This window comes from Paraburkholderia sp. Cpub6 (assembly GCF_014201065.1).
GTDB classification, from domain to species: Bacteria; Pseudomonadota; Gammaproteobacteria; order Burkholderiales; family Burkholderiaceae; genus Paraburkholderia; species Paraburkholderia tuberum.
Map to the genome: position 1 here is coordinate 540,700 of NZ_JACHDM010000001.1, position 19,631 is coordinate 560,330.

Below are 19,631 nucleotides of genomic sequence, written 5' to 3' on the forward strand. Positions count from 1 at the left end.
CATGGCGCTTCGCCCTTCACCCGGCGAAGCGCTTTGCCCGACGCTCGCGATCGGTCACGAAGGGACGGCGGCGCCGTCCCTTTTTCGTTAGGCCGTACGCACGGCCGGCCGCGCGCGGGCAACCCGGCATTCGGTGAAGCACAATAAAGCAGCACTCCTGATTTATCACCATCTCCTACCGGCCAGACTGCAAGATGGTTCTCAAGAATCTGATCAAGGCAAGGAAAGGACACGAACAGACGCTGTCGGACGACATGCAGCTCGTGAGTTCTGGCTTGCTGCCGGGCTTCGAGGCGCTGCCGACCGTCTTGCTGGTGCTCGAGAAGCGCACTCTGCGCGTCGCGTTCGCGAATCCGTCGGCGGAGTCGATGCTGGAGATGTCTCGCAAGCAACTCACGCAGATGGCGTGGCCAGACATTTTCTCGAACGCGGACGAACTGGTCGCGACGATCACCGCGATCGCCGCACACCGTTTTCACGCGACGCATCTGGACGCCGTGCTCGAGCGTCCCGGCCACGAGCCGCTGCACGTGCATGCGATCGTCGGTTTTCTGGAAAGCGCGCAGGACTACGTGTTGCTCGAACTGTTCGAGAACGAGCGGCATCTGCGCACCGACCGCGAAGAGCGCATCAACGACCTGACGGCCGTCAACAAGCATCTGATCCGCAATCTCGCGCACGAAATCAAGAATCCGCTGGGCGGGATTCGCGGCGCCGCGCAACTGCTCGAGTTCGAACTCGGCGAACGTCAGCGCGACGAGTTGCGCGAGTACACCCAGGTCATCATCAAGGAGTCGGACCGTCTGCAGACGCTGGTCGACCGCTTGCTCGAACCGCACCGGCATCCGCATATCGTCGGCGACGTGAATGTTCACGAGGTGTGCGAGCGCGTGCGTCAGGTGATTCTCGCGGAGTTTCCGCGCGGCCTGACGATCGAGCGCGACTACGACGTCAGCGTGCCGGATCTGCGCGGCGACAAGGAGCAGCTGATCCAGGCGCTGCTGAACATCGTGCGCAATGCGGCCGAGGCGTTGCGCGAGCGGATCTCGCAGGGCGATGCGCGCATCGAATTGCGCACGCGCATCGCGCGCAAGGTCACGATTTCAAAACGCCTGTGCAAGCTGGCATTGGACTTGCATATCATCGACAACGGCCCAGGCATTCCCGAAGAGATTCGCGACCGCATTTTCTATCCGCTCGTGTCAGGGCGCGAGGACGGCAGCGGTCTCGGTCTCACGCTAGCGCAGACCTTCGTGCAGCAGCACGAAGGTCTGATCGAGGTGGACAGCCGGCCGGGCCATACCGAGTTTCAGATTCTGCTGCCGCTCGACCTCTAGATAACACAAGCACCTCAAGACTTCTGACCGACCTATATGAAGCCGATCTGGATAGTAGACGACGATCAATCAATTCGCTGGGTGCTCGAGAAAGCGCTGGCGCGCGAGAACTTCGCGACGCGCAGCTTCGCGAACGTGCGCGAAGCGTCGGCCGCGCTCGATCACGACAGCCCGCAGGTGCTGGTCTCCGATATCCGCATGCCTGGCGGCTCCGGGCTGGAGCTGCTGCAAACCGTACGCGACAAGGTGCCGGGCTTGCCGGTCATCATCATGACTGCGTTCTCGGATCTCGATAGCGCGGTCGCCGCATTCCAGGGCGGCGCGTTCGAGTATCTGGCGAAGCCGTTCGACGTCGACAAGGCCGTCGAGCTGATTCGCCGCGCGGTCGACGAAAGCATGCGCGGCGAGCAGACGTGGGACGACCGCGTCGCCGAAGCGCCCGAGATGCTCGGCCAGGCGCCCGCGATGCAGGACATGTTTCGCGCGATCGGCCGCCTGTCGCATTCGGCGGCCACCGTGCTCATTACCGGCGAATCAGGCACCGGGAAGGAACTGGTCGCGCGTGCGTTGCACCGACATAGCCCACGCGCGAACGGCCCCTTCATCGCGTTGAACACGGCCGCGATTCCGAAGGATTTGCTGGAGTCCGAACTGTTCGGTCATGAGCGCGGGGCGTTCACCGGCGCGCAGGCGATGCGCCAGGGACGCTTCGAGCAGGCCGAGAACGGCACGCTGTTTCTCGACGAAATCGGCGACATGCCGTTCGATCTGCAGACGCGTTTGTTGCGCGTGCTGTCGGACGGGCAGTTCTATCGCGTGGGCGGCCACAATCCGTTGCGCGCGAATGTGCGGGTGATCGCGGCGACGCACCAGAATCTCGAATCGCGCGTGCGGCAGGGACTGTTTCGCGAGGACCTGTATCACCGTCTGAACGTGATCCGTCTGCGCTTGCCCGCGTTGCGCGAGCGCAACGAGGATATCCCGCTGCTGACGCGGCATTTCCTGCAAAAGAGTGCGCGCGATCTCGGCGTCGAACCGAAGCGCGTGTCCGAGGAGGCGCTCGCGTATCTCGCGTCGCTGCCGTTTCCGGGCAACGTGCGGCAACTCGAGAACCTCGCGAACTGGCTCACGGTGATGGCGCCCGCGCAGACGATCGAAATCAAGGATCTGCCGCCCGATCTCGGTCCCGCGCACGGCGCCGGGAGCGAGCTTGGTGCGGGCGCCGCTGCCGGCGCGACGACGGATGGCACCGCGGCGACCCATGCGGGAATCGCGGGCGGCGTGCCGCTCGGTGGCACGAACGGCGGCGCGCTCGTGCATCCGGGTGGGGCGGCCGGTGCGTCGGTCGCCACCGCGCTGAGCGCATGGGAAGGCGGCTTGCGCACCGAAGTCGCGCGCATGCTGCGCGAAAACGCGGCCGACGTGATGGACGAACTCGCGCGCCGCTTCGAAGCGGCCGTGATCCGCGAGGCGCTCGACTTCACGCGCGGCCGCAAGGTCGAGGCGGCCGAGCGGCTCGGCATCGGGCGCAATACGATTACGCGCAAGATTCAGGAGCTCAATCTGGAGCCTTGACACGCTCGTTCTGAGCGATGCTGCATGGCAGGCGGGGGCGGCTCAGGCCGCCTTCGTCGTGGTTGCATCGCGCCCCGCGGCAAACCGTCGACCATCGCGCACGAGGCATAATCAACGCTGTTCCGATCCAACAGCCGACGATGCCAGCTTCTTCAGCTTCTCCCGCCCCGTTCGAGTGGCCGCTTTCCCCCGATCCTTTCCTGTCGCTCGAAGAGCTGTACGACGCTGACGCACTCGCATGGGTCGACGCGCAGAATGCGCGCACCCGCGTGGCGTGGTGCAGCGGCGAGTCGTTCGACACGCTCAGACGGCGGCTCGCCGACGCCTATCTGCCGCGCGAGCGTCCGGTGATTCCGGATCGCTGGAAGGACTGGGCCTACGATTTGTGGCAGGACGAGCGCAATCCGCGCGGTATCTGGCGACGCACTGCGTGGGCCGCATGGCGCAACGGCGCGCCGGTGTGGCAGAACCTGCTCGACTTCGACGCGCTCGGCGCGGCCGACGGCACGCCGTGGGTCTGCGTCGATCTCGATATCCTTTATCCGGACGGCGACCGCGCGCTGATCACGATGTCGCCGGGCGGTTCGGATGCGCTCGTCGTCCGCGAGTTCGATCTCGACGCGCGGCGTTTCGTCGACGATGGCTTCGCGGTTGCGAAGGCGGGCAAGCACACGGTGTCGTGGATCGATCGCGAAACGCTGTACGTCGGCTGGGACAATGGGCGCAAGACGCTGACGCGCTCCGGTTATCCGCGCGACGTGCGGCGCTGGACCCGCGGTACGGCGCTCGCCGATGCGCCCGTCGTGTTTCGCGGCGAGTTTGGCGACATCGGCGTGGAGGCGCATTACGATCCGGTCGATCGCCGGCATACGGTGACGAGCAGCGTCGACTTTTTCGATTCGCACACGTATTACCTCGACGACGCTAGCGGCGCCTGGCATCGTTACGAAGTGCCGTCGCACGTCGCGGTGGGGGCGTGGCAGGGCTGGCTGTTGCTCGAGCCGCGGCTCGATTGGGAATGCGAGTGGGACGGCAATCTCGCGCGCTATCCGGGCGGCGCGCTGCTCGCGATTCGCGAGGACGCGTTTCTGCGCGGCGAGCGCGACGTGACGCCGCTCTTCACGCCGACGCCGCTGACCTCGGCCTGCGAGTGGTCGCATACGCGCCATCATCTGATCGTGTCGTATCTCGACGACGTGCGCGGCAAGACGCTGATCTGGACGCCGTCGCAGCGCGAGGACGGCACCTGGCAGTGGCGTGAGCGCGTGTTCGCGTCGCGCGGCGATGCGCAGGTCGACGTGTCGCCGGTCGAGTCGACACTGAACGACGAAGTGTTCGTCGACACCGACGATTATCTGCAACCGCCCGCCTACTGGCTCTCCGATCTCGCGCTCGAGGAGCCTGGCGAATGGGAGTTGCTCGACCGTTGGCCGACGCAGTTCGACGCGACGCGCGTTGCGGTGACGCGCGGACATGCGGTATCTGCCGATGGCACGCGCGTACCCTACACGGTGATTGGGCCGAAGGAAGCGCCGTCATCGCCGGGCGATGAAAGCCCGACGCGCCCATGTCTGCTGAGCGGCTACGGCGGCTTCGCGATTCCGCTGCTGCCGAGCTATCTGACGGGGCAGGGCATCGGCTGGCTCGAACGCGGCGGCGTGTACGTGGTCGCGCATATTCGCGGCGGCGGCGAGTTCGGCACGCGCTGGCACACGGCGGCGCAAGGCGAGCATCGCCAGCGCGCGTTCGATGATTTCATCGCGGTCGCCGAGGCGCTGATCGCGACCGGCGTGACGAGCGCCGCACAGCTCGGCATTCAGGGCGGCAGCAACGGCGGTTTGCTCGTGGCCGCCTGCATGGTGCAGCGGCCGCAGCTATTCGGCGCGGTCGTCTGCGAGGTGCCGTTGCTCGATATGAGCCGCTATCACCTGCTGCATGCGGGCGCCTCGTGGATCGACGAGTACGGCGACCCCGACGAACCCGATGAAGCGCGTGCGCTCGCCGCGTATTCGCCGTATCACAACCTCGCGGCGGGTGTCGCGTATCCGCCGGTGCTATTCACGACGTCGACCGCCGACGATCGCGTGCATCCCGGCCATGCGCGCAAAATGGCCGCGCGCATGCAGGCGCTGGGCGCGCAGCACGTATGGTATCGGGAGAATACGGAAGGCGGCCACGGCGGCTCCGATGAGTTGGAGCAGGCCGAGCATGATGCGATGGTGTTCGGGTTCTTGTGGGGTGTGCTGGGCGGCGCCTGAAGCAATAGGGACGCGAGGCAGCGCTGCCTCGTTTCGTCGCTGTATTCCGGATCAGCCCAGCTGCGCGAACACTGGCGCGTGATCCGACGGCTGCTCCCACTTACGCGGCACCTTGTCGATGTCGCACGCCGAGCAGATGTCGGCCAATGCCTTCGACAGCAGGATGTGATCGATGCGCAGTCCCGCGTTGCGACGGAACGCCATCATCCGGTAGTCCCACCACGAATAGATTTTTTCCTGCTGCTCGAACTGGCGGAACGCGTCGAGCAGGCCGAGGCCGATCAGCCGCACGAACGCCGCGCGTTCCTCGGGCGACACCAGATTCTGACCTTCCCATGCCTTCGGATCGTGCACGTCGCGATCGTCGGGCGCGATGTTGTAGTCGCCGAGCAACGCGAGCTTCGGATGCAGCGTCATCTCGGTTGCGAGCCAGTCGTGCAGCGCGTCGAGCCAGCGCAGCTTGTACGCGAACTTGTCGGTGCCGGGCGCCTGGCCGTTGGGGAAATACGCGGAGATGATGCGCACGCCGTCGATGGTTGCCGCGATCACGCGCTGCTGCGGGTCCTCGAAACCGGGGATGTTGCGCACGATGCTGCTTTCGTCGACGTTCAAACCTTCGCGCACCAGAATGCCGACACCGTTATAGGTTTTCTGACCCGCGTACCAGCTTCGATAGCCGACCGCCTCGAGTTCGGCGCGCGGAAATTTTTCGTCGGGCAGCTTCAGTTCCTGCAGGCACAGCACGTCGGTGCCGCTGCTCGCGAGCCAGTCGATGACGTGTTGCTGGCGGACTTTGAGGGAGTTGACGTTCCAGGTGGCGATTTTCATCGGTTGCGCAAGCTGTTGATTTTCAATAAATATTTGACTTGATGTGGTCGTGATATACGTATCGACATACTCATTTCACGAGTGGTGTTCCGTTACTCAGGAGTCACACGCCATGCCAGTCCGGCGTCGCAGCCTATATGATACGGCCTGTCACGCCCGGGGGGCGCGGGTTCGAGTCCCGTCCACTCCGCCAGACAAAGCCCGTTCATGGGAACTTGAACGGGCTTTTTGCTGTTGGCCCATCACCAGGCCATCAGCTCGGGCCGGTCGAGCGTGAGCTTTCGCCGCTGTCCCGGTTGTTGAACTCCCGCCCATGAAACAGGCGCTATTCGGTAGGAACGGGAACCCGGATGCACGCAACCCGCCGTGCATCACCTTGCCGGGAAACCGCTTGCGGTTGCGCATCGCCGCATGCGTCGATCGCGGCGGGGCAGCGCGTGCGGAACGCGCATCCCGACGGCGGTTGCAAGGGCGACGGAATCTCGCCTTGAAGCAGCAGATGCCGTCGCGCGCGCTCGACGGTCGGGTCGGGAACCGGTACGGCCGACAGCAATGCACGGGTATAGGGATGCGCAGGTGCCGCGTACAGCGCGCGTTTTTCGCCGAACTCTATCACGCGCCCCATATACATCACCATCACGCGATGGCTGATTGCTTTCACCACGGCCAGATCGTGCGCGACGAACAGCAGCGACAACGACAGTTCGCGTTGCAAGTCGCGCAATAGATTAACGATTTGCGCTTGAATCGACACGTCGAGCGCGGACACCGGTTCATCGCAGATCACGAGTTGCGGCTCGCTGATCAATGCCCGTGCAATTCCGACGCGCTGACATTGCCCGCCCGAAAACTCATGCGGATAGCGCCGCAGATGCTGCGCATTCAGGCCGACGCGTTCGAGGATGGTCAGCACGCGAGCGCGCACATCGGCGCGCGCGACATCGGGCCGATGCGTGATCAACGGCTCCGCGACGATCTGCTCGATCGTCATGCGCGGATCGAGCGACGCCAGCGGGTCCTGAAAGATCATCTGCACGTCGCGCCGCAAGATGCCGAGTTCGCGCTTCGCGCCTTGCACGGTTTCGACGCCATGAAGCTTGACGCTGCCGCCCGACGCAGGCGCAAGACCGACGATCGCGCGCGCGAGCGTGGACTTGCCGCAGCCGGATTCACCCACCAGCCCGACGGTTTCGCCGCGCCGTACATCGAACGACACGCCGTCGACAGCGCGCAGCGTGGCCTTGCCAGACCACGGTAATTTGCCGCGCGGCACGCTGAAATGCACCTTCAGTTCGTTCACCGACAGCAGCGGTTCGGTACTGTTGCAAGCGGAATGCTGGTTCATCGAACGGCCTCCAGAATGGCTGGAACCGGACGGTGGCACGCGCGCAATGCACCCGCCAGATCGCTACGCGCGTCGAGCGACGGCACTGTGGTGCGGCAAGTATCGTCTGCAAACGAACAACGCGGTGCGAACGCGCAACCCGCGCCGATTTGCCCCGGCAAAGGCGGATTGCCCGGAATGGTTTGCAACGGGCGGTCGTCGTCGTCGGTGATGCGCGGCAGCGCGTTCAACAGGCCGATCGTGTACGGATGGGTCGGCGCGGCGAACAGCGCGCGCGCGTCTGCCTGCTCGACCGTGCGCCCTGCATACATCACCATCACGGTGTCGCACAATCCGGCAACCACGCCCATGTCGTGCGTGATGAGGACGATTGCCGTGCCGCGCTCGCGATTCAGTTCGCGCAGCAATTCGATGATTTGCGCCTGAACGGTGACGTCGAGCGCGGTAGTCGGTTCGTCGGCAATCAAAATTTCCGGTTCGGACAGCAACGCCATCGCAATCATCACGCGCTGCCGCATACCACCGGAAAACTCATGCGGATACATGCCGATGCGGCGTGCGGCATCGGGAATCCGCACCGTGTCGAGCACCTCGATGGCACGCCGACGCGCTTCGCGACGCGACAGCTTCTTGTGCAATTGCAGCGATTCCGTCATCTGCCGTTCAATGGTCAAAAACGGATTGAGCGCCGTCATCGGGTCCTGAAACACCATGCCGATCCGGTTGCCGCGAATCCTGTTCAGCGCTGCGTTGTTCATCGTCAGCAGATCGCCGCCGTCTTCGCCACGATACAGTGCGGTGCCCGACACGCTGCCGTTCGACGACAGCAAACCGAGCAGCGCCATCACGGTCTGACTCTTGCCCGACCCCGATTCACCGACGATGCCCAGCGTGCTGCCCGCGTCGAGCGAAAACGACACGCGTTGGACCGCATCGACCGGCGGTCCTTCGCGGCGCGTGAAGCGCACACTCAGGTCCTTCACTTCGAGTAGCGCCATGTCAATGATCCTTGGGGTCGAGAGCGTCGCGCAAACCGTCGCCGACGAAGTTCACGCAATAAAGCGTCACGCACAGCATGACGGCAGGGCAGAGCAGCAGCCACGGCATCGATTCGAGTTTTTGGGCACCGTCTTCGATCAGCACGCCCCAACTCGTCATCGGCTCCTGGACGCCGAGTCCGAGAAACGACAGCACCGATTCCGTCAGCACGATCGACGGCACGGTGACCGTGGCATACACGACCACCACGCCGATCAGGTTCGGCACGATATGCCGGGCGATGATGGCGCGGGTGCTAACGCCCGTCGCACGCGCCGCGTCGACGAATTCGCGCGAACGCAGCGACAGCGTCTGACCGCGCACCACGCGCGCCATATCGAGCCACGAAAACGCGCTGATGGTCAGCACGACCAGATAGAATGCGCGGCCGAACAGCGTCATCATCATGATCGCGATCAGCATGTACGGAATCGCGTACATCACGTCGACGACGCGCATCATCACGGCATCGACGCGCCCGCCCATGAAGCCGGCTGTCGCGCCCCACGCGACGCCGATCAGTCCGGACACCAGCGTGCCGAGCAACCCGACTTCGAGCGATACGCGCCCGCCCACCAGCGTGCGCGCGAGCAGGTCGCGACCGAGTTCGTCGGTACCGAACAGATGCATGCCGAGCCACGACGGCGGCAGACTGATCGATCCCCAGTCGCTGTCGACCGGATTGTTGGGCAGAAACAGCGGCCCCGCAAAGCATGCGACGACGATCAGCAGCAGGATCACGAGACTTGCAAATGCCGCGCGATTACGCAAAAAGCGCATGCCGGCAATCGCGAACGGTCCGCGCGAAGCCTTCGTGACGATGCCGCCGGGCAGACAGCCGCCTGCGGACGCCGCATCGGCCGGCGGCGCGACGAACGCACGCGCGGCCAGGTTGAATCGACGAATCTTCATGTCAGTACCGGATGCGCGGATCGAGCCATGCGTAAGCAAGATCGACCAGCAGATTGAACAGGACCGCGAATGCCGTGATCAATGCGACCAGACCGAGCACCAGCGTGTAGTCGCGATTGATCGCGCCGTTCACGACCAGTTGCCCGAGACCGGGCAGCGCGAATACGGATTCGGTGACGACCGCAGCGGTGATCGACGAAATGCACAGCGAGCCGAGTAGCGATACGACCGGCATCAGCGCCGGTTTCAGCGCATGACGCAAGACGATGGTGCGGCCGGCCAGACCTTTCGCGCGCGCGGTCCGGATGAAATTGCCGGACAGCACTTCGATCATGCTGCCGCGCATCACGCGCGCAATCGTCGATACGTTGATGATCACGAGCAGTACGATCGGCAATACGCGGTAGTGCCAGTCGCCATCACCCCAACCGCCGGCGGGCAGCAGACCATGCTCGCCGCGCTTGATCAGGATCGCGAAGACCCACACCAGCACGGGGCCGAGGATGAATGGCGGCACCACACCGCCGAGATTGCCGAGCAACATCACGCCGTAGTCGATCACGCCATTGCGGCGCACCGCCGCAACCGTGCCGAGCGCCACACCGATCACCAGCGCGATCGGCACCGAAATGCCGCCGACGCCGAGGCTGACCGGTAGGGCTTTCCACACCAGTTCGCTGACCGACCAGTCCGTGTAACGGAACGACGCGCCGAGATCGCCGTGCAGCAGCGAGTCGATGTACAGCAAATACTGCTTCCACAGCGGCTGATCGATGTGGTATTTCGCGTCGAGATTGGCAAGCACGGCCGCCGACAGATGCTTCTCCGAATCGAACGGGCCGCCGGGCGTCAGGTGCAGCAGCAGGTAGCACGCGGTGATCACGGCGAGAATCGTCGGGATCGCCCATAACGCGCGGCGCAATGTATAAGCCAGCATGGCAAGGCTCCTTGCGCTCAGTGCTTGATGATGTACATGTCCTGCGACTGCCGCTGATCGACGTAGTTGGTCGGCGAATAGCCGCCCACATACGATTTCACGAGCCGCACCGCCGAGTACTGGAACATCGGAATCAGCGGATAGTCGTTCATCGCGATGTCGTGCGCCTGCGTTAGCATCGCGGTGCGCTTCGCTTCGTCCATCTGCTGGTTCGCCTGATCGATCAACGCATCGACCTTCGGATTGCAGTAGTGCTGGTCGTTCTGCAAGCTGTTGCAGCGGATCAGGTCGAAGAACGACATCGCGTCGTTGTAGTCGACGAACCAGCCGTCGCGCGACGCCTGCACCTTGCCGTCGTGGCGCATTTTCAGCAGCACGCGGTTCTCGACGTTTTCGAGCTTCACGTTGACGCCGAGCTTGGTGCGCCATTCCGACGTCGTGAATAGCGCGACCTTCTTGTGCAGGTCGTTGGTGTTGTATGTCAGCGTGAACGTCAACGGCTTTGCAGCGGAATAGCCCGCCTGTTTCAGCAGGTCTCGCGCGGTTTCGATGCGTTTCGCCATCGGCCACGCGGCCCAGTCGGGCTGGAATTGCGCGGCGCCTTGCGTGCCTTTTGCAATCAGGCCGTATAGCGGCAACTCGCCGCTTGCGGTCAGTTTGGACGTCAGCAGGTTGCGGTCGATCACCATGGACAGCGCCTCGCGCACGCGCTTGTCCCTGAAGGCCGGGTCGGCGTTGTTCAGCGAGTAGTAGTAGGTGGCGATAAACATCCCGGTCTTCAGTTCGGAGCCGAACTGCTTGCTGACCTGGTTATAGATGCCGGACGGAATCGTATACGTGTAATCGAACTGGCCGGCCTGATACATCCGCATTGCCGTTTCGTCGCTTTCGATCGGCAGATAGGTGACTTTCGTGATTGCGACCTTGTTCGCATCCCAGTACTTGTCGTTCTTCACCATCACGAGACGGTTGCCCGGTTGCCAGTCGCTCAACGCATACGCACCGTCGCTGACCATGTGGCCGGGACGGGTCCATTCGTCGCCGTACTTCGCGACCGTCGCGCGGTTCACCGGCGCCATCGTCGACATTGCGGTCAGTTGCGGAAAGAACGCGGTCGGGTCTTCGGTCCTGACCTCTACCGTGTACGGATCGACCGCGCGCACGCCGAGACTGGAGAGCGGCGCCTTGCCCGCCAGAATCGCCTTCGCGTTCTTCACGAACTCGACCAGAATCGTGTATTTCGAGCCGGTCTTCGGATCGACCACGCGTTGCCATGAATAGACGAAATCGGCGGCCGTGACCGGCTCGCCGTTACTCCAGCGCGCGTTGTGGCGCAGCTTGAAGATCCATGTATCGGGCGCGCTGCGGCTCCACGATTGCGCGACGCCCGGCACGACCGCACCGTCGGCGGCGATTCGCGTCAAGCCTTCGAACAGGTCGAGGCCGATGGTATTAGCGGCCCAGGATTCGATATGCGCGGGGTCGATCGATTCTGCCTCGACGGGTGTTTGCCGCGTGAGTTCCTGGGTGGCTGCGAGCGTGACGCCGGGCGGGATCGTCACGGCGTGGGCGGGAGAGAGAAGGGCGAGCGCCAACGCGGCCAACGCCGCCCGACTGGCGTGAATCGGTTTCATTGCGTATTCCAAGTGGCATCCGAAAAGCAAAAAAGCTGGCGGTGCGCGAGGCACCGCCGCCAATCCTCTTCAACAACGAAGAAGAGGCAAGAGGAGACCTACGGTCCTGCGATAAAGCCCGCTGCGACGATCAGAAGCGGTAGGTCGCACCGATCTGGAAGAAGCGGCCCAGATTCGTGTACAGCGACTGGTCGTAGCCGGTGATGTCCGGCGTTGCTTGCCACTCCACGTCGAACGGCGGCTCCCTGTCGAAGATGTTCTGGATGCCACCATAGATCGTCCAGTTCTTGAAGCCGCGATACGTCATCATCAGGTTGAACTGGCTATACGACGCCACCGAACCCGTGCCACCGTCGCCGAACTCGGCTGCCACTGCGTTGGTGTACGGGCCCGTGTACTGCCAGGTCAGCGTCGTGGTCATCTTGCGGTAATCCCAAGTCAGGCTCGTGTTGCCCTTCCAGCGGGGATTCGACGCACCGAACGGTTGCAGCAGCGCGAGGTTGTTACCCGCGAAGTCCTGCGTTGCAGCGCCCGGGCTGTTCAGCTTGAAGTGCCACACGTACGCCCAGTCGCCCGACAGCGTGAACGTGCCGTACTTCGTGCCGACCGACTTGCGGAAGTTCATGTCGAAGCCGTCGGTATCCAGCGAGCCGAGGTTGACGAACTGTTGCGCGATGTAGCGGATCGTGCCGTCAGGATTGCGCACGACCCTCGACGGGTCGTTGGCATCCAGCACGGCATTCGGATCGTCGGTACCGATCACGCCGTCGATATGAATCTTGTAGAACGCTGCACCGATATCGGTCGACGTATCCGGCGACAGTTCGAAGCCGATGTTGTAGTTCTTGGTGTGCTCCGGTTGGAGGTTCGGATTGCCGTTGATCTGTTCCGTCGTGAAGTGCTTGGTCGGCACGCCGCTCGGGTCGTTCGGATCGACGAGGTTCTGGTGAGCCAGGTAGGTTGCCTGCGAGTTTTCGATCAGCGTCGGCGCGCGGAAACCGCGGCTGTACGACGCGTACGTCGTCAGCATCTGGACCGGTTGGAAGCGCAGTGCGAAGTTCGGCGAGAACGCGCCGCCGAAGTCGCTATAGTGGTCATAGCGGCCCGCTTGCGTGAACGTCAGGTTGTGGATGATCGGAATATCGATCTGGTAATACACGGCCGCGATGTTGCGTTCGCCGTCGACGGACTGAACGTTCGCCGGCACGACGATCCCTTGCGACGAGTACGTGCGCGGGTTGATCAGCGAGCTTTCGTGACGGAATTCCGTACCGAAACCGATGCCGACCGGGCCAGCTGGAAGGTTGAACAGATTGCCGGTCGAGGTCTTCGCCGTCACGCTGTCGAGCTTCGAGATCGCCTGCTGGTTGTCGTCCTGGAACAGGCCGTTCAGACCGTTCGGCGTCGATGCCGGGTTCGCGAAGTTGTAGCCGCCGTTCGGGCCGAGGATGTTTTCAAGCGCGGCCGTGTTGATCATGTTCGAGTACGTCGTGTCGACCGTGCTCTGCGAATGACCATAGTCCACCGACCAGTCCCAGTCGCCGACCTTCGGCGTGGTGAACGAACCTTTCACGCCCGTCGACGCCTTCCAGAACGTCGATACCGTGTCTGCGCGCTGCGCAACGCCCGGGAAGGTCAGGTTGATCGGCGTATCGACACCGTACGGGTTGTACGGATTCAGCGCCGACACCGTGCGGTCGAGTTGCGACACCGAGCCGGTCAGCGGATTGAACACGTTCGACGTGCTGGTGATGGCCGGGCTGCCGAAATACTGGACCGTCTCGTTGCGGCTCGCCCACAGGTCGGCGTAAGCCTGTGTGTCGTCGTTGATCTTGAAGGTGCCACGCACCTTCGCGTTCATACGCGTCGTCTGTGGAATCAGCGAGTACGTGTTCGCGTTGTTGTACACGCACGATGCGCCCGCCGCGTTAGTGCTGCCCGGAGGGCATGGGTTCAACGCGGCGGTCGAGCCGTCGGGCAGTTTCCAGAATGACTGCTGATTCGGACCCAGAGGACCCGCCGACCCACCTGGGAACTGGCTGAAGTCTTCGTTTTTGGTCATGTCGCGCTGGTCGAGCGTCGAACCGGAATCGCGATAGTAGCTGGCGGCTGCCGTCACGTTGAAACGATCCGAGTTCAGGTCGCCGAAGCCGCCGAGCACGCTGAAGTTGCCCTGAGCGTTACCCGGATGCTGTGCCTTGCCGAGCTGCCCGTCGATCTGAAGACCCTGGAAGTTCTTCTTCGTGATGATGTTGACCACGCCGGCAATCGCGTCGGAACCGTATGCGGACACGGCGCCCGTCTTCACGATTTCGATGTGATCGACGATGTTCAGCGGGATCGTGTTGACGTCGAAGAACGTGTCGGTGAAGTTCACCGCCTGTGCGTAGTTCGCGACGCGTTGGCCGTCGACCAGCACCAGCGTGTACTTCTCGGACAGACCGCGCAATGCGATCCCCGAGCCGCCCGGCGCCGTGCCGTTCATCGTGGTGGAACCCCAACTGGACGCGGAGTTGGCAGACATGCCGCGCAGGAAGTCGGCCACGGTTGTGTAGCCGCTTTGCTGGATTTCCCTTGCTGTAACGGTCTGGACTTCGACGTTGCCGGTCTTGTCCGATGTGCGGATCAGCGAACCGGTGACTTCTACTCTTTCGAGCTTGCTGACGGCGGGGGGAGTCGCCGCTGGCGTGCTTGCGGCCGTCGGAACGGCCGCTGTATCAGGTTGGCTTTGTGCGTGTGCCAGCGGGACGAACGCCGCTGTCAACACCAGCTCGGCTCCGATGATTCTTTTGATGGCTGAGGCCAATCGCTTTTGTTTCACTTCCGCTCCTTCTTGTTGTTAAGGCCACTTCCGTTGAACGATCACGCAAACGCAGGCGCGAGTTGCGCGTGCGCTGCAGTGCGTTGACGTCAGCGAGTTCTTCGCTGTCCGGCGCATCCCCGCGCCGTCCCGCACATCCCGTCCAGGGTGCGTCGCCGATCGTGTCGGACGCGCGCCTTGGTCTTGAAGCGAGCGCAGCAAGAGCACGAGATATGCCATGTGTGAGGTCGCGGACCGTCGGAAAGGCCTTGAGCGGCCTCCGCAAATGCATCGAAGCGATTGATTTGCTTAGGAATTCAGAGTTACGAAAATTGTGTCGCGAGGGTAGTGCCTGGAAATAAAGCATTCCTCGCGCGTAACAGAACGCAGGAAAGTTTCCATTAGAAAAAAATAAAGTTAGACGGCTTATTTTAATTACGATTTGGTGCGGTTTACGCACCGCACGAATGCTTAATTACAGAATTGGTGCATTAAATAAAAAACCGCCCACGGCAATTAAATTCCCTAATTTTGGGCGATTAATGTGCCTTCGAAATGAACCGTAATAAGTGTAAGAAAGTGATTCGGTAAGGTGGCTTCTCGCTACGTGTAGGCATTTATGGGTGGTAGCTGGTCTTCAATTGGTGTCTATTGTCATACTAAAGCGAAAGTAATGTGAAAGGTGTATGTAATGAAATTGTCTATAGATGTTCTGAGATTGCACCAAAACGCTTCAAGTGCGACTTTTCGCACCATTTCTGCAATATGGAATTAAAGCCTTTGGCAGAATAAGCATTGGAAAGCGGACTTACTCTAATTACGAAAATAAATTTGTTTTGCTATATGCGTGCGCGCGCGCCACGCAAGCGGCGGGCATGCGAGGTCTTTGTCGCGCTCGGCAAGTCCCTGAAATAAAAGGCAAAGCGTCCCGTGTAAGGACTGGCGACGTTCGTTACGGACAAACCAGTCGCCTGACCTGGTACGGGCTTTGCATAGGTGGCGGGCCTTTAGCCGGCGACTCACAAGGCAGCCGGCATCTCGAAACCTACCGTTATTCAACGGCCGCTTGAGCCTGTACTAACCGGAGTCCGCAGTGCTGAATACCCTCATTAACTACTCGATCCAGTCGATGGGTCTGATCCCTCTCCTCGCGTTCATCTTCCTGCTCGGCATCGCGATCATCATCGAACGATTCATGTTCTTCTCGCGTGCCGTGCGTGCCGGCAAGACCCTCGAACACGACCTGAAACTCGTCGATGCAGCCAATCCCGAAGATGCCGCCAAAGTGGCCGAGCACTACAAGCAGACCGTGCAAGGCGAACTCGTGAAGTCGGCGATGAAAGTGAAGGGCAAGAGCGAAGCCGTGGTCGAACGCGAGATCGAGGAAACGATCATGTTCCAGTTGCCGCGTCTCGACCGTAACCTGTGGATTCTCGATACGGCCGTGACGCTCGGCCCGTTGCTGGGTCTGCTTGGCACGATCATCGGCATGGTCGAATCGTTCAACGTGCTCGGCACCAGCGGCACCGCGAACCCGAACGGTGTGACGGGCGGCATCGGTCACGCGCTGACGGCCACCGCGTGCGGGCTGACCATCGCGATCATCTGCGTGATCTTCCTGAACTACTTCAACAAGCGTATCCGGATGACGGTCAACCAGTTCGACCTCATCAAGTCGCTGCTCGTATCGCGCTTCGCAGTCTGACGCCGGCACTCAAGGAGACGGACCATGCGAAACCATCGCAGCCATTACCTCGGCGGTGAAGAGAAAGCGCGCATCGAGATCATCCCGATGATCGACATCATGATGTTCCTGCTGGTGTTCTTCATGCTCGCGACGCTGAAGATGATCCAGGGCACAGGCATCAAGCTCGACCTGCCGCAATCGAGCACCGCCGAGCAGTTGCAGCAGACCGTCAAGCTATCGATCGGCGTGACGAAGACGGACGAAATCTATCTGGATTCGAAGCCCGTGACGCCTGACGAACTGACCGCGCGTCTGCAAGGTCTGGTTCACGACTCGAAGAAAGTAGATGTCGCGATTGCCGGCGACGAAGGCACGAGCTACAAGAATATCGTCAAGGTGATGGACCTGGTGCGCGCGGCGGGCATCAGTTCGGTTGCATTGGCCACGAACCCGACGACATGAGTTCACCGGCCATCGACATGAAAGATCCGCAAAACCGCCTGGACGGTGCACTCTGGGCATCGACGACGCCGGCGCATCACGGTCGCATGCCCATGAAGCTGGCGATCGGCGTTGCGGTGCTGGTCGAGGCGCTGGTGATTCTGGGCGTGTCGCACATGAAGTTCCAGCCGCCGCCGCCTCCGCCGCCGAAGGAGATGCGCGTGCAGATTGCGCCGCCGCCTCCGCCACCGCCGCCGCCCGAGGTGAAGAAGCTGGAGCCGCCGCCGGCGCCGCCCAAAGCGCAGCCGAAGCACGAAATACCGAAGCCGACCCCGACGCCGCCGCCGCCGCGACCGACGCCGCAGCCGGTGATCCAGCCCACGGCGAATCCGGCTCCGAACGCTCCGGCGATCGCCTCGCCGACGCCGACGCCTGCGCCGGCGGCGCCGGCACCGGCCGCGCCGCCGGCGCCGCCCGCGCTGCATGGCGTGGTGGACGGCCGCGGTCATTGCCAGTCGGTGCAGCCGGTGATTCCGCGCAAGGCATTGACGGACGGTATTTCGGCGGACGTGATCGCGCATCTGACGATCGGTACGGACGGCAATGTCAGCGACGTGAAGATCATGCGCGTCACGCCGCCGACGTCGGTGTTCAACGAAGCCGTGATTGCCGCAGGCAAGGCGTACAAGTGCGAGAAGAATGCCGAGCCGTATGTCGGCGAAGTTCAGTTCTCGTTCAAGACCACACCGTCCGACGACGAGTAACCACGACGAGTAACGACGACGAATAAGCTCAGCTTCGACGCGAACTTCCGGCCTTCGCAATTTACCCATCCGGCCTTCAACCCGGAACCGCGCGAGCGGTGGCTACCCGCCGCCGCCCGCGCGGTTTCGAAGCATCGCGTATCGGCTACGAGCCGATTGCGTCCAGACACGCATGATGACAACCGACAGGTTTCGAGGCCCGCGCGCGCGCGTCGTTAAGATGCTCGCGGCGCGGGTTGCGGTGACGCTCGTCGCGGGGCTGCTGGTCGTGCCGTTGACGACCGCGCCCGCGTTCGCGAGGGCGTCGATCGCGCAGTACGACGCGCCGAAGTATCCATCCGGCTTCACGCATTTCGATTACGCGGACCCGAATGCGCCGACCGACGGCACGCTGGTTTTCCAGAACTACGACGAAGCGCAAAGCTACGATTCGCTGAATCCTTTCCTGACGCGTGGTGCGCCGGCGCCGGACATCCTGCATCTGATGTTCGATACGCTGATGCAGCGCAGCTGGGACGAACTCGCGTCGGAATACGCATTGATCGCCGACGACGTCGAGGTGGCGCCGGATGGCAAATCAGCGGTGTTTCATATCGACCCGCGAGCGCGCTTTTCGAACGGCGATCGGATCACCGCCGACGACGTCAAGTATTCGTTCGATACGCTGACCAGCCCGCAGGCATCGCCGCTATTCAACTCGCAGTTCGCGGTGATCAGCCGCGCCACGGTGCTCGACCCGTCGCGGGTGCGCTTCGACTTCAGGCACGTGGAACGCGACGCGCCGTTGATCGCAGGCGACCTGCCGGTTTTCTCGCGCAAGTGGGCAATGCAAGCCGACGGCACGCGCATCGCGTTCGATCAGTTGACCAACGTGCCGCCGGTGTCGAGCGGCCCGTATCTGATCGAGCAGCGCAAGAACGACACGCAGATCGTCTACCGTCGCAATCCGGCATACTGGGCCGCCGATTTGCCGTCGCGGCGCGGCATGTACCATTTCGCGCGCGTCGCGTTCAAGCTCTATCACGATCATTACACGCAGCTCGAATCGCTGAAAGCGCTCGATACCGACGTGATGGTCGAATACAGTTCGATGCAATGGGCGCGCCGTTATATCGGCAAGAACTTCGAGAACGGCGCGTTGCAGCGCAGACTCTTTCCGGATCACGGCGCGCAGATGCAGGGGCTGATGTTCAACACGCGCAGGCCGATGTTTTCGGATGTGCGGGTGCGGCATGCCCTTGCTCTCGCGTTCGACTACGACTGGCTGAACCGGATGACCTTCTACGGCCAGTACCGGCGCACCAACAGCTACTTCGACGATAGCCCGTTCGCCGCGCAAGGCGTGCCGACCGATGCCGAACTCACGCTGCTCGACCCGTATCGCGCGAGTTTGCCGGCGGCCGTGTTCGGTCCAATGGTCAGGCAGGCCGACACGATTGCGCCGCACACGTTGCGCGAGAACCTGCGCGAAGCGCGCGGCCTGCTCGCCGAAGCGGGTTGGACGGTGCGCGACGGCCAGTTGCGCGACGCGCACGGCAACCCGATGTCGATCGAAATCATCGACGATCAGCCTGGCATGGATCGCGTACTGCTGGCGTATATGCGCAATCTGCAACTGCTCGGCATCGATGCGCATATGCGCGAGATAGATAGTGCGTTGTATCAGAAGCGGATCGACAACTTCGAGTTCGATATGACGACGTTCGTCTATCTGCGCGTGACGATTCCCGGTTCCGAACTGGAGCGTCGTTTCAGCAGCGCATCGGCGTCCCAGGTCGGCTCGGAGAACTATCCGGGCGTGAGGTCGCCGGCGGTCGATGCGCTGGTGCGCGCGGTGATGCGCGCGAGCACGCTGAACGAACTCGAAACCGCGACCCATGCGCTCGACCGCGTGCTGATCAACGGCTATTACATGGTGCCCGAATATTTCGCGCCGGATACGCGGATCGCGTACAAAAGCGCGCTCGGCTACCCGTCGGTGACGCCGGTCAGTTTCCAGGGCGAGGACTGGATCGTCAGCTATTGGTATCGCAAGCCGCCGTCCGCTGCGGCCAATACCGCCGAGGCGAAGTGAG

14 protein-coding genes are annotated in these 19,631 nt (G+C 62.6%); 7 read left to right on the forward strand and 7 right to left on the reverse strand.

The annotated features are described in order from the left end of the window. Nucleotides 1–194: 194 nt before the first annotated feature. From glnL to HDG33_RS02400, 3 genes are all read left to right on the forward strand, one after another. The gene (gene glnL, locus HDG33_RS02390) at nucleotides 195–1,337 is read left to right on the forward strand and encodes a nitrogen regulation protein NR(II) (RefSeq protein WP_184022235.1); all 1,143 of its coding nucleotides are present in this window, start codon (nucleotides 195–197) and stop codon (nucleotides 1,335–1,337) included. Between the two features lie 36 nt (nucleotides 1,338–1,373). Next, nucleotides 1,374–2,912, forward strand: a complete 1,539-nt coding sequence (ntrC, locus tag HDG33_RS02395; protein ID WP_184022238.1) for a nitrogen regulation protein NR(I) — start codon at nucleotides 1,374–1,376, stop codon at nucleotides 2,910–2,912. A 140-nt stretch (nucleotides 2,913–3,052) separates the two neighbouring features. Next, nucleotides 3,053–5,170, forward strand: a complete 2,118-nt coding sequence (locus tag HDG33_RS02400) for a prolyl oligopeptidase family protein (protein ID WP_184022241.1) — start codon at nucleotides 3,053–3,055, stop codon at nucleotides 5,168–5,170. A gap of 51 nt (nucleotides 5,171–5,221) precedes the next feature. Here the strand turns inward: HDG33_RS02400 and xth are convergent, their stop codons facing one another. The 7 genes from xth to HDG33_RS02435 form a co-directional block, all read right to left on the reverse strand. Continuing rightward, the gene (xth, locus tag HDG33_RS02405; protein WP_090800854.1) at nucleotides 5,222–5,998 is read right to left on the reverse strand and encodes an exodeoxyribonuclease III; all 777 of its coding nucleotides are present in this window, start codon (nucleotides 5,996–5,998) and stop codon (nucleotides 5,222–5,224) included. A gap of 325 nt (nucleotides 5,999–6,323) precedes the next feature. Then, the gene (locus HDG33_RS02410) at nucleotides 6,324–7,343 is read right to left on the reverse strand and encodes an ABC transporter ATP-binding protein (RefSeq protein ID WP_184022256.1); all 1,020 of its coding nucleotides are present in this window, start codon (nucleotides 7,341–7,343) and stop codon (nucleotides 6,324–6,326) included. Beyond that, nucleotides 7,340–8,341: an ABC transporter ATP-binding protein gene (locus tag HDG33_RS02415; RefSeq protein WP_184022270.1), complete on the reverse strand. Its 1,002-nt coding sequence runs from the start codon at nucleotides 8,339–8,341 to the stop codon at nucleotides 7,340–7,342. The genes HDG33_RS02410 and HDG33_RS02415 overlap by 4 nt, the downstream gene beginning before the upstream one ends. A 1-nt stretch (nucleotide 8,342) precedes the next feature. After that, entirely contained in the window at nucleotides 8,343–9,293 is a 951-nt protein-coding gene (locus HDG33_RS02420; RefSeq protein WP_409258950.1) for an ABC transporter permease, read from the reverse strand. Nucleotide 9,294: 1 nt separating this feature from the next. Next, complete coding sequence (locus tag HDG33_RS02425) at nucleotides 9,295–10,230, reverse strand: ABC transporter permease subunit (RefSeq protein ID WP_184022273.1); 936 nt, start codon at nucleotides 10,228–10,230, stop codon at nucleotides 9,295–9,297. A 17-nt stretch (nucleotides 10,231–10,247) separates the two neighbouring features. After that, nucleotides 10,248–11,864 carry a peptide ABC transporter substrate-binding protein gene (locus tag HDG33_RS02430; protein WP_184022276.1) on the reverse strand — a complete coding sequence of 539 codons (1,617 nt, stop codon included), beginning with the start codon at nucleotides 11,862–11,864 and terminating at the stop codon, nucleotides 10,248–10,250. A 130-nt stretch (nucleotides 11,865–11,994) separates the two neighbouring features. Beyond that, nucleotides 11,995–14,685, reverse strand: a complete 2,691-nt coding sequence (locus tag HDG33_RS02435; protein WP_184022279.1) for a TonB-dependent siderophore receptor — start codon at nucleotides 14,683–14,685, stop codon at nucleotides 11,995–11,997. Nucleotides 14,686–15,757: 1,072 nt separating this feature from the next. On the opposite strand from HDG33_RS02435, the gene HDG33_RS02440 reads away from it, so the two are divergent. The 4 genes from HDG33_RS02440 (at nucleotide 15,758) to HDG33_RS02455 (ending at nucleotide 19,630) form a co-directional block, all read left to right on the forward strand. Next, entirely contained in the window at nucleotides 15,758–16,369 is a 612-nt protein-coding gene (locus HDG33_RS02440) for a MotA/TolQ/ExbB proton channel family protein (protein WP_090800844.1), read from the forward strand. Nucleotides 16,370–16,393: 24 nt separating this feature from the next. Beyond that, nucleotides 16,394–16,813, forward strand: a complete 420-nt coding sequence (locus HDG33_RS02445; protein ID WP_090800842.1) for a biopolymer transporter ExbD — start codon at nucleotides 16,394–16,396, stop codon at nucleotides 16,811–16,813. Continuing rightward, complete coding sequence (locus HDG33_RS02450) at nucleotides 16,810–17,556, forward strand: energy transducer TonB (protein WP_184022282.1); 747 nt, start codon at nucleotides 16,810–16,812, stop codon at nucleotides 17,554–17,556. Before HDG33_RS02445 ends, HDG33_RS02450 begins: the two co-directional genes overlap by 4 nt. Nucleotides 17,557–17,731: 175 nt before the next feature. Next, entirely contained in the window at nucleotides 17,732–19,630 is a 1,899-nt protein-coding gene (locus HDG33_RS02455) for an extracellular solute-binding protein (RefSeq protein ID WP_184022824.1), read from the forward strand. Nucleotide 19,631 lies beyond the last annotated feature (1 nt).

What these genes read in the sequence shown, in the direction of transcription:
- xth (WP_090800854.1), bottom strand. Translation starts at nt 5,998, where the DNA reads ATGAAAATCGCCACCTGGAACGTCAACTCCCTCAAAGTCCGCCAGCAA.
- ntrC (WP_184022238.1), top strand. Translation starts at nt 1,374, where the DNA reads ATGAAGCCGATCTGGATAGTAGACGACGATCAATCAATTCGCTGGGTG.
- HDG33_RS02430 (WP_184022276.1), bottom strand. Translation starts at nt 11,864, where the DNA reads ATGAAACCGATTCACGCCAGTCGGGCGGCGTTGGCCGCGTTGGCGCTC.
- HDG33_RS02445 (WP_090800842.1), top strand. Translation starts at nt 16,394, where the DNA reads ATGCGAAACCATCGCAGCCATTACCTCGGCGGTGAAGAGAAAGCGCGC.
- HDG33_RS02415 (WP_184022270.1), bottom strand. Translation starts at nt 8,341, where the DNA reads ATGGCGCTACTCGAAGTGAAGGACCTGAGTGTGCGCTTCACGCGCCGC.
- HDG33_RS02420 (WP_409258950.1), bottom strand. Translation starts at nt 9,293, where the DNA reads ATGAAGATTCGTCGATTCAACCTGGCCGCGCGTGCGTTCGTCGCGCCG.
- HDG33_RS02455 (WP_184022824.1), top strand. Translation starts at nt 17,732, where the DNA reads ATGACAACCGACAGGTTTCGAGGCCCGCGCGCGCGCGTCGTTAAGATG.
- HDG33_RS02450 (WP_184022282.1), top strand. Translation starts at nt 16,810, where the DNA reads ATGAGTTCACCGGCCATCGACATGAAAGATCCGCAAAACCGCCTGGAC.
- HDG33_RS02410 (WP_184022256.1), bottom strand. Translation starts at nt 7,343, where the DNA reads ATGAACCAGCATTCCGCTTGCAACAGTACCGAACCGCTGCTGTCGGTG.
- HDG33_RS02400 (WP_184022241.1), top strand. Translation starts at nt 3,053, where the DNA reads ATGCCAGCTTCTTCAGCTTCTCCCGCCCCGTTCGAGTGGCCGCTTTCC.
- HDG33_RS02425 (WP_184022273.1), bottom strand. Translation starts at nt 10,230, where the DNA reads ATGCTGGCTTATACATTGCGCCGCGCGTTATGGGCGATCCCGACGATT.
- glnL (WP_184022235.1), top strand. Translation starts at nt 195, where the DNA reads ATGGTTCTCAAGAATCTGATCAAGGCAAGGAAAGGACACGAACAGACG.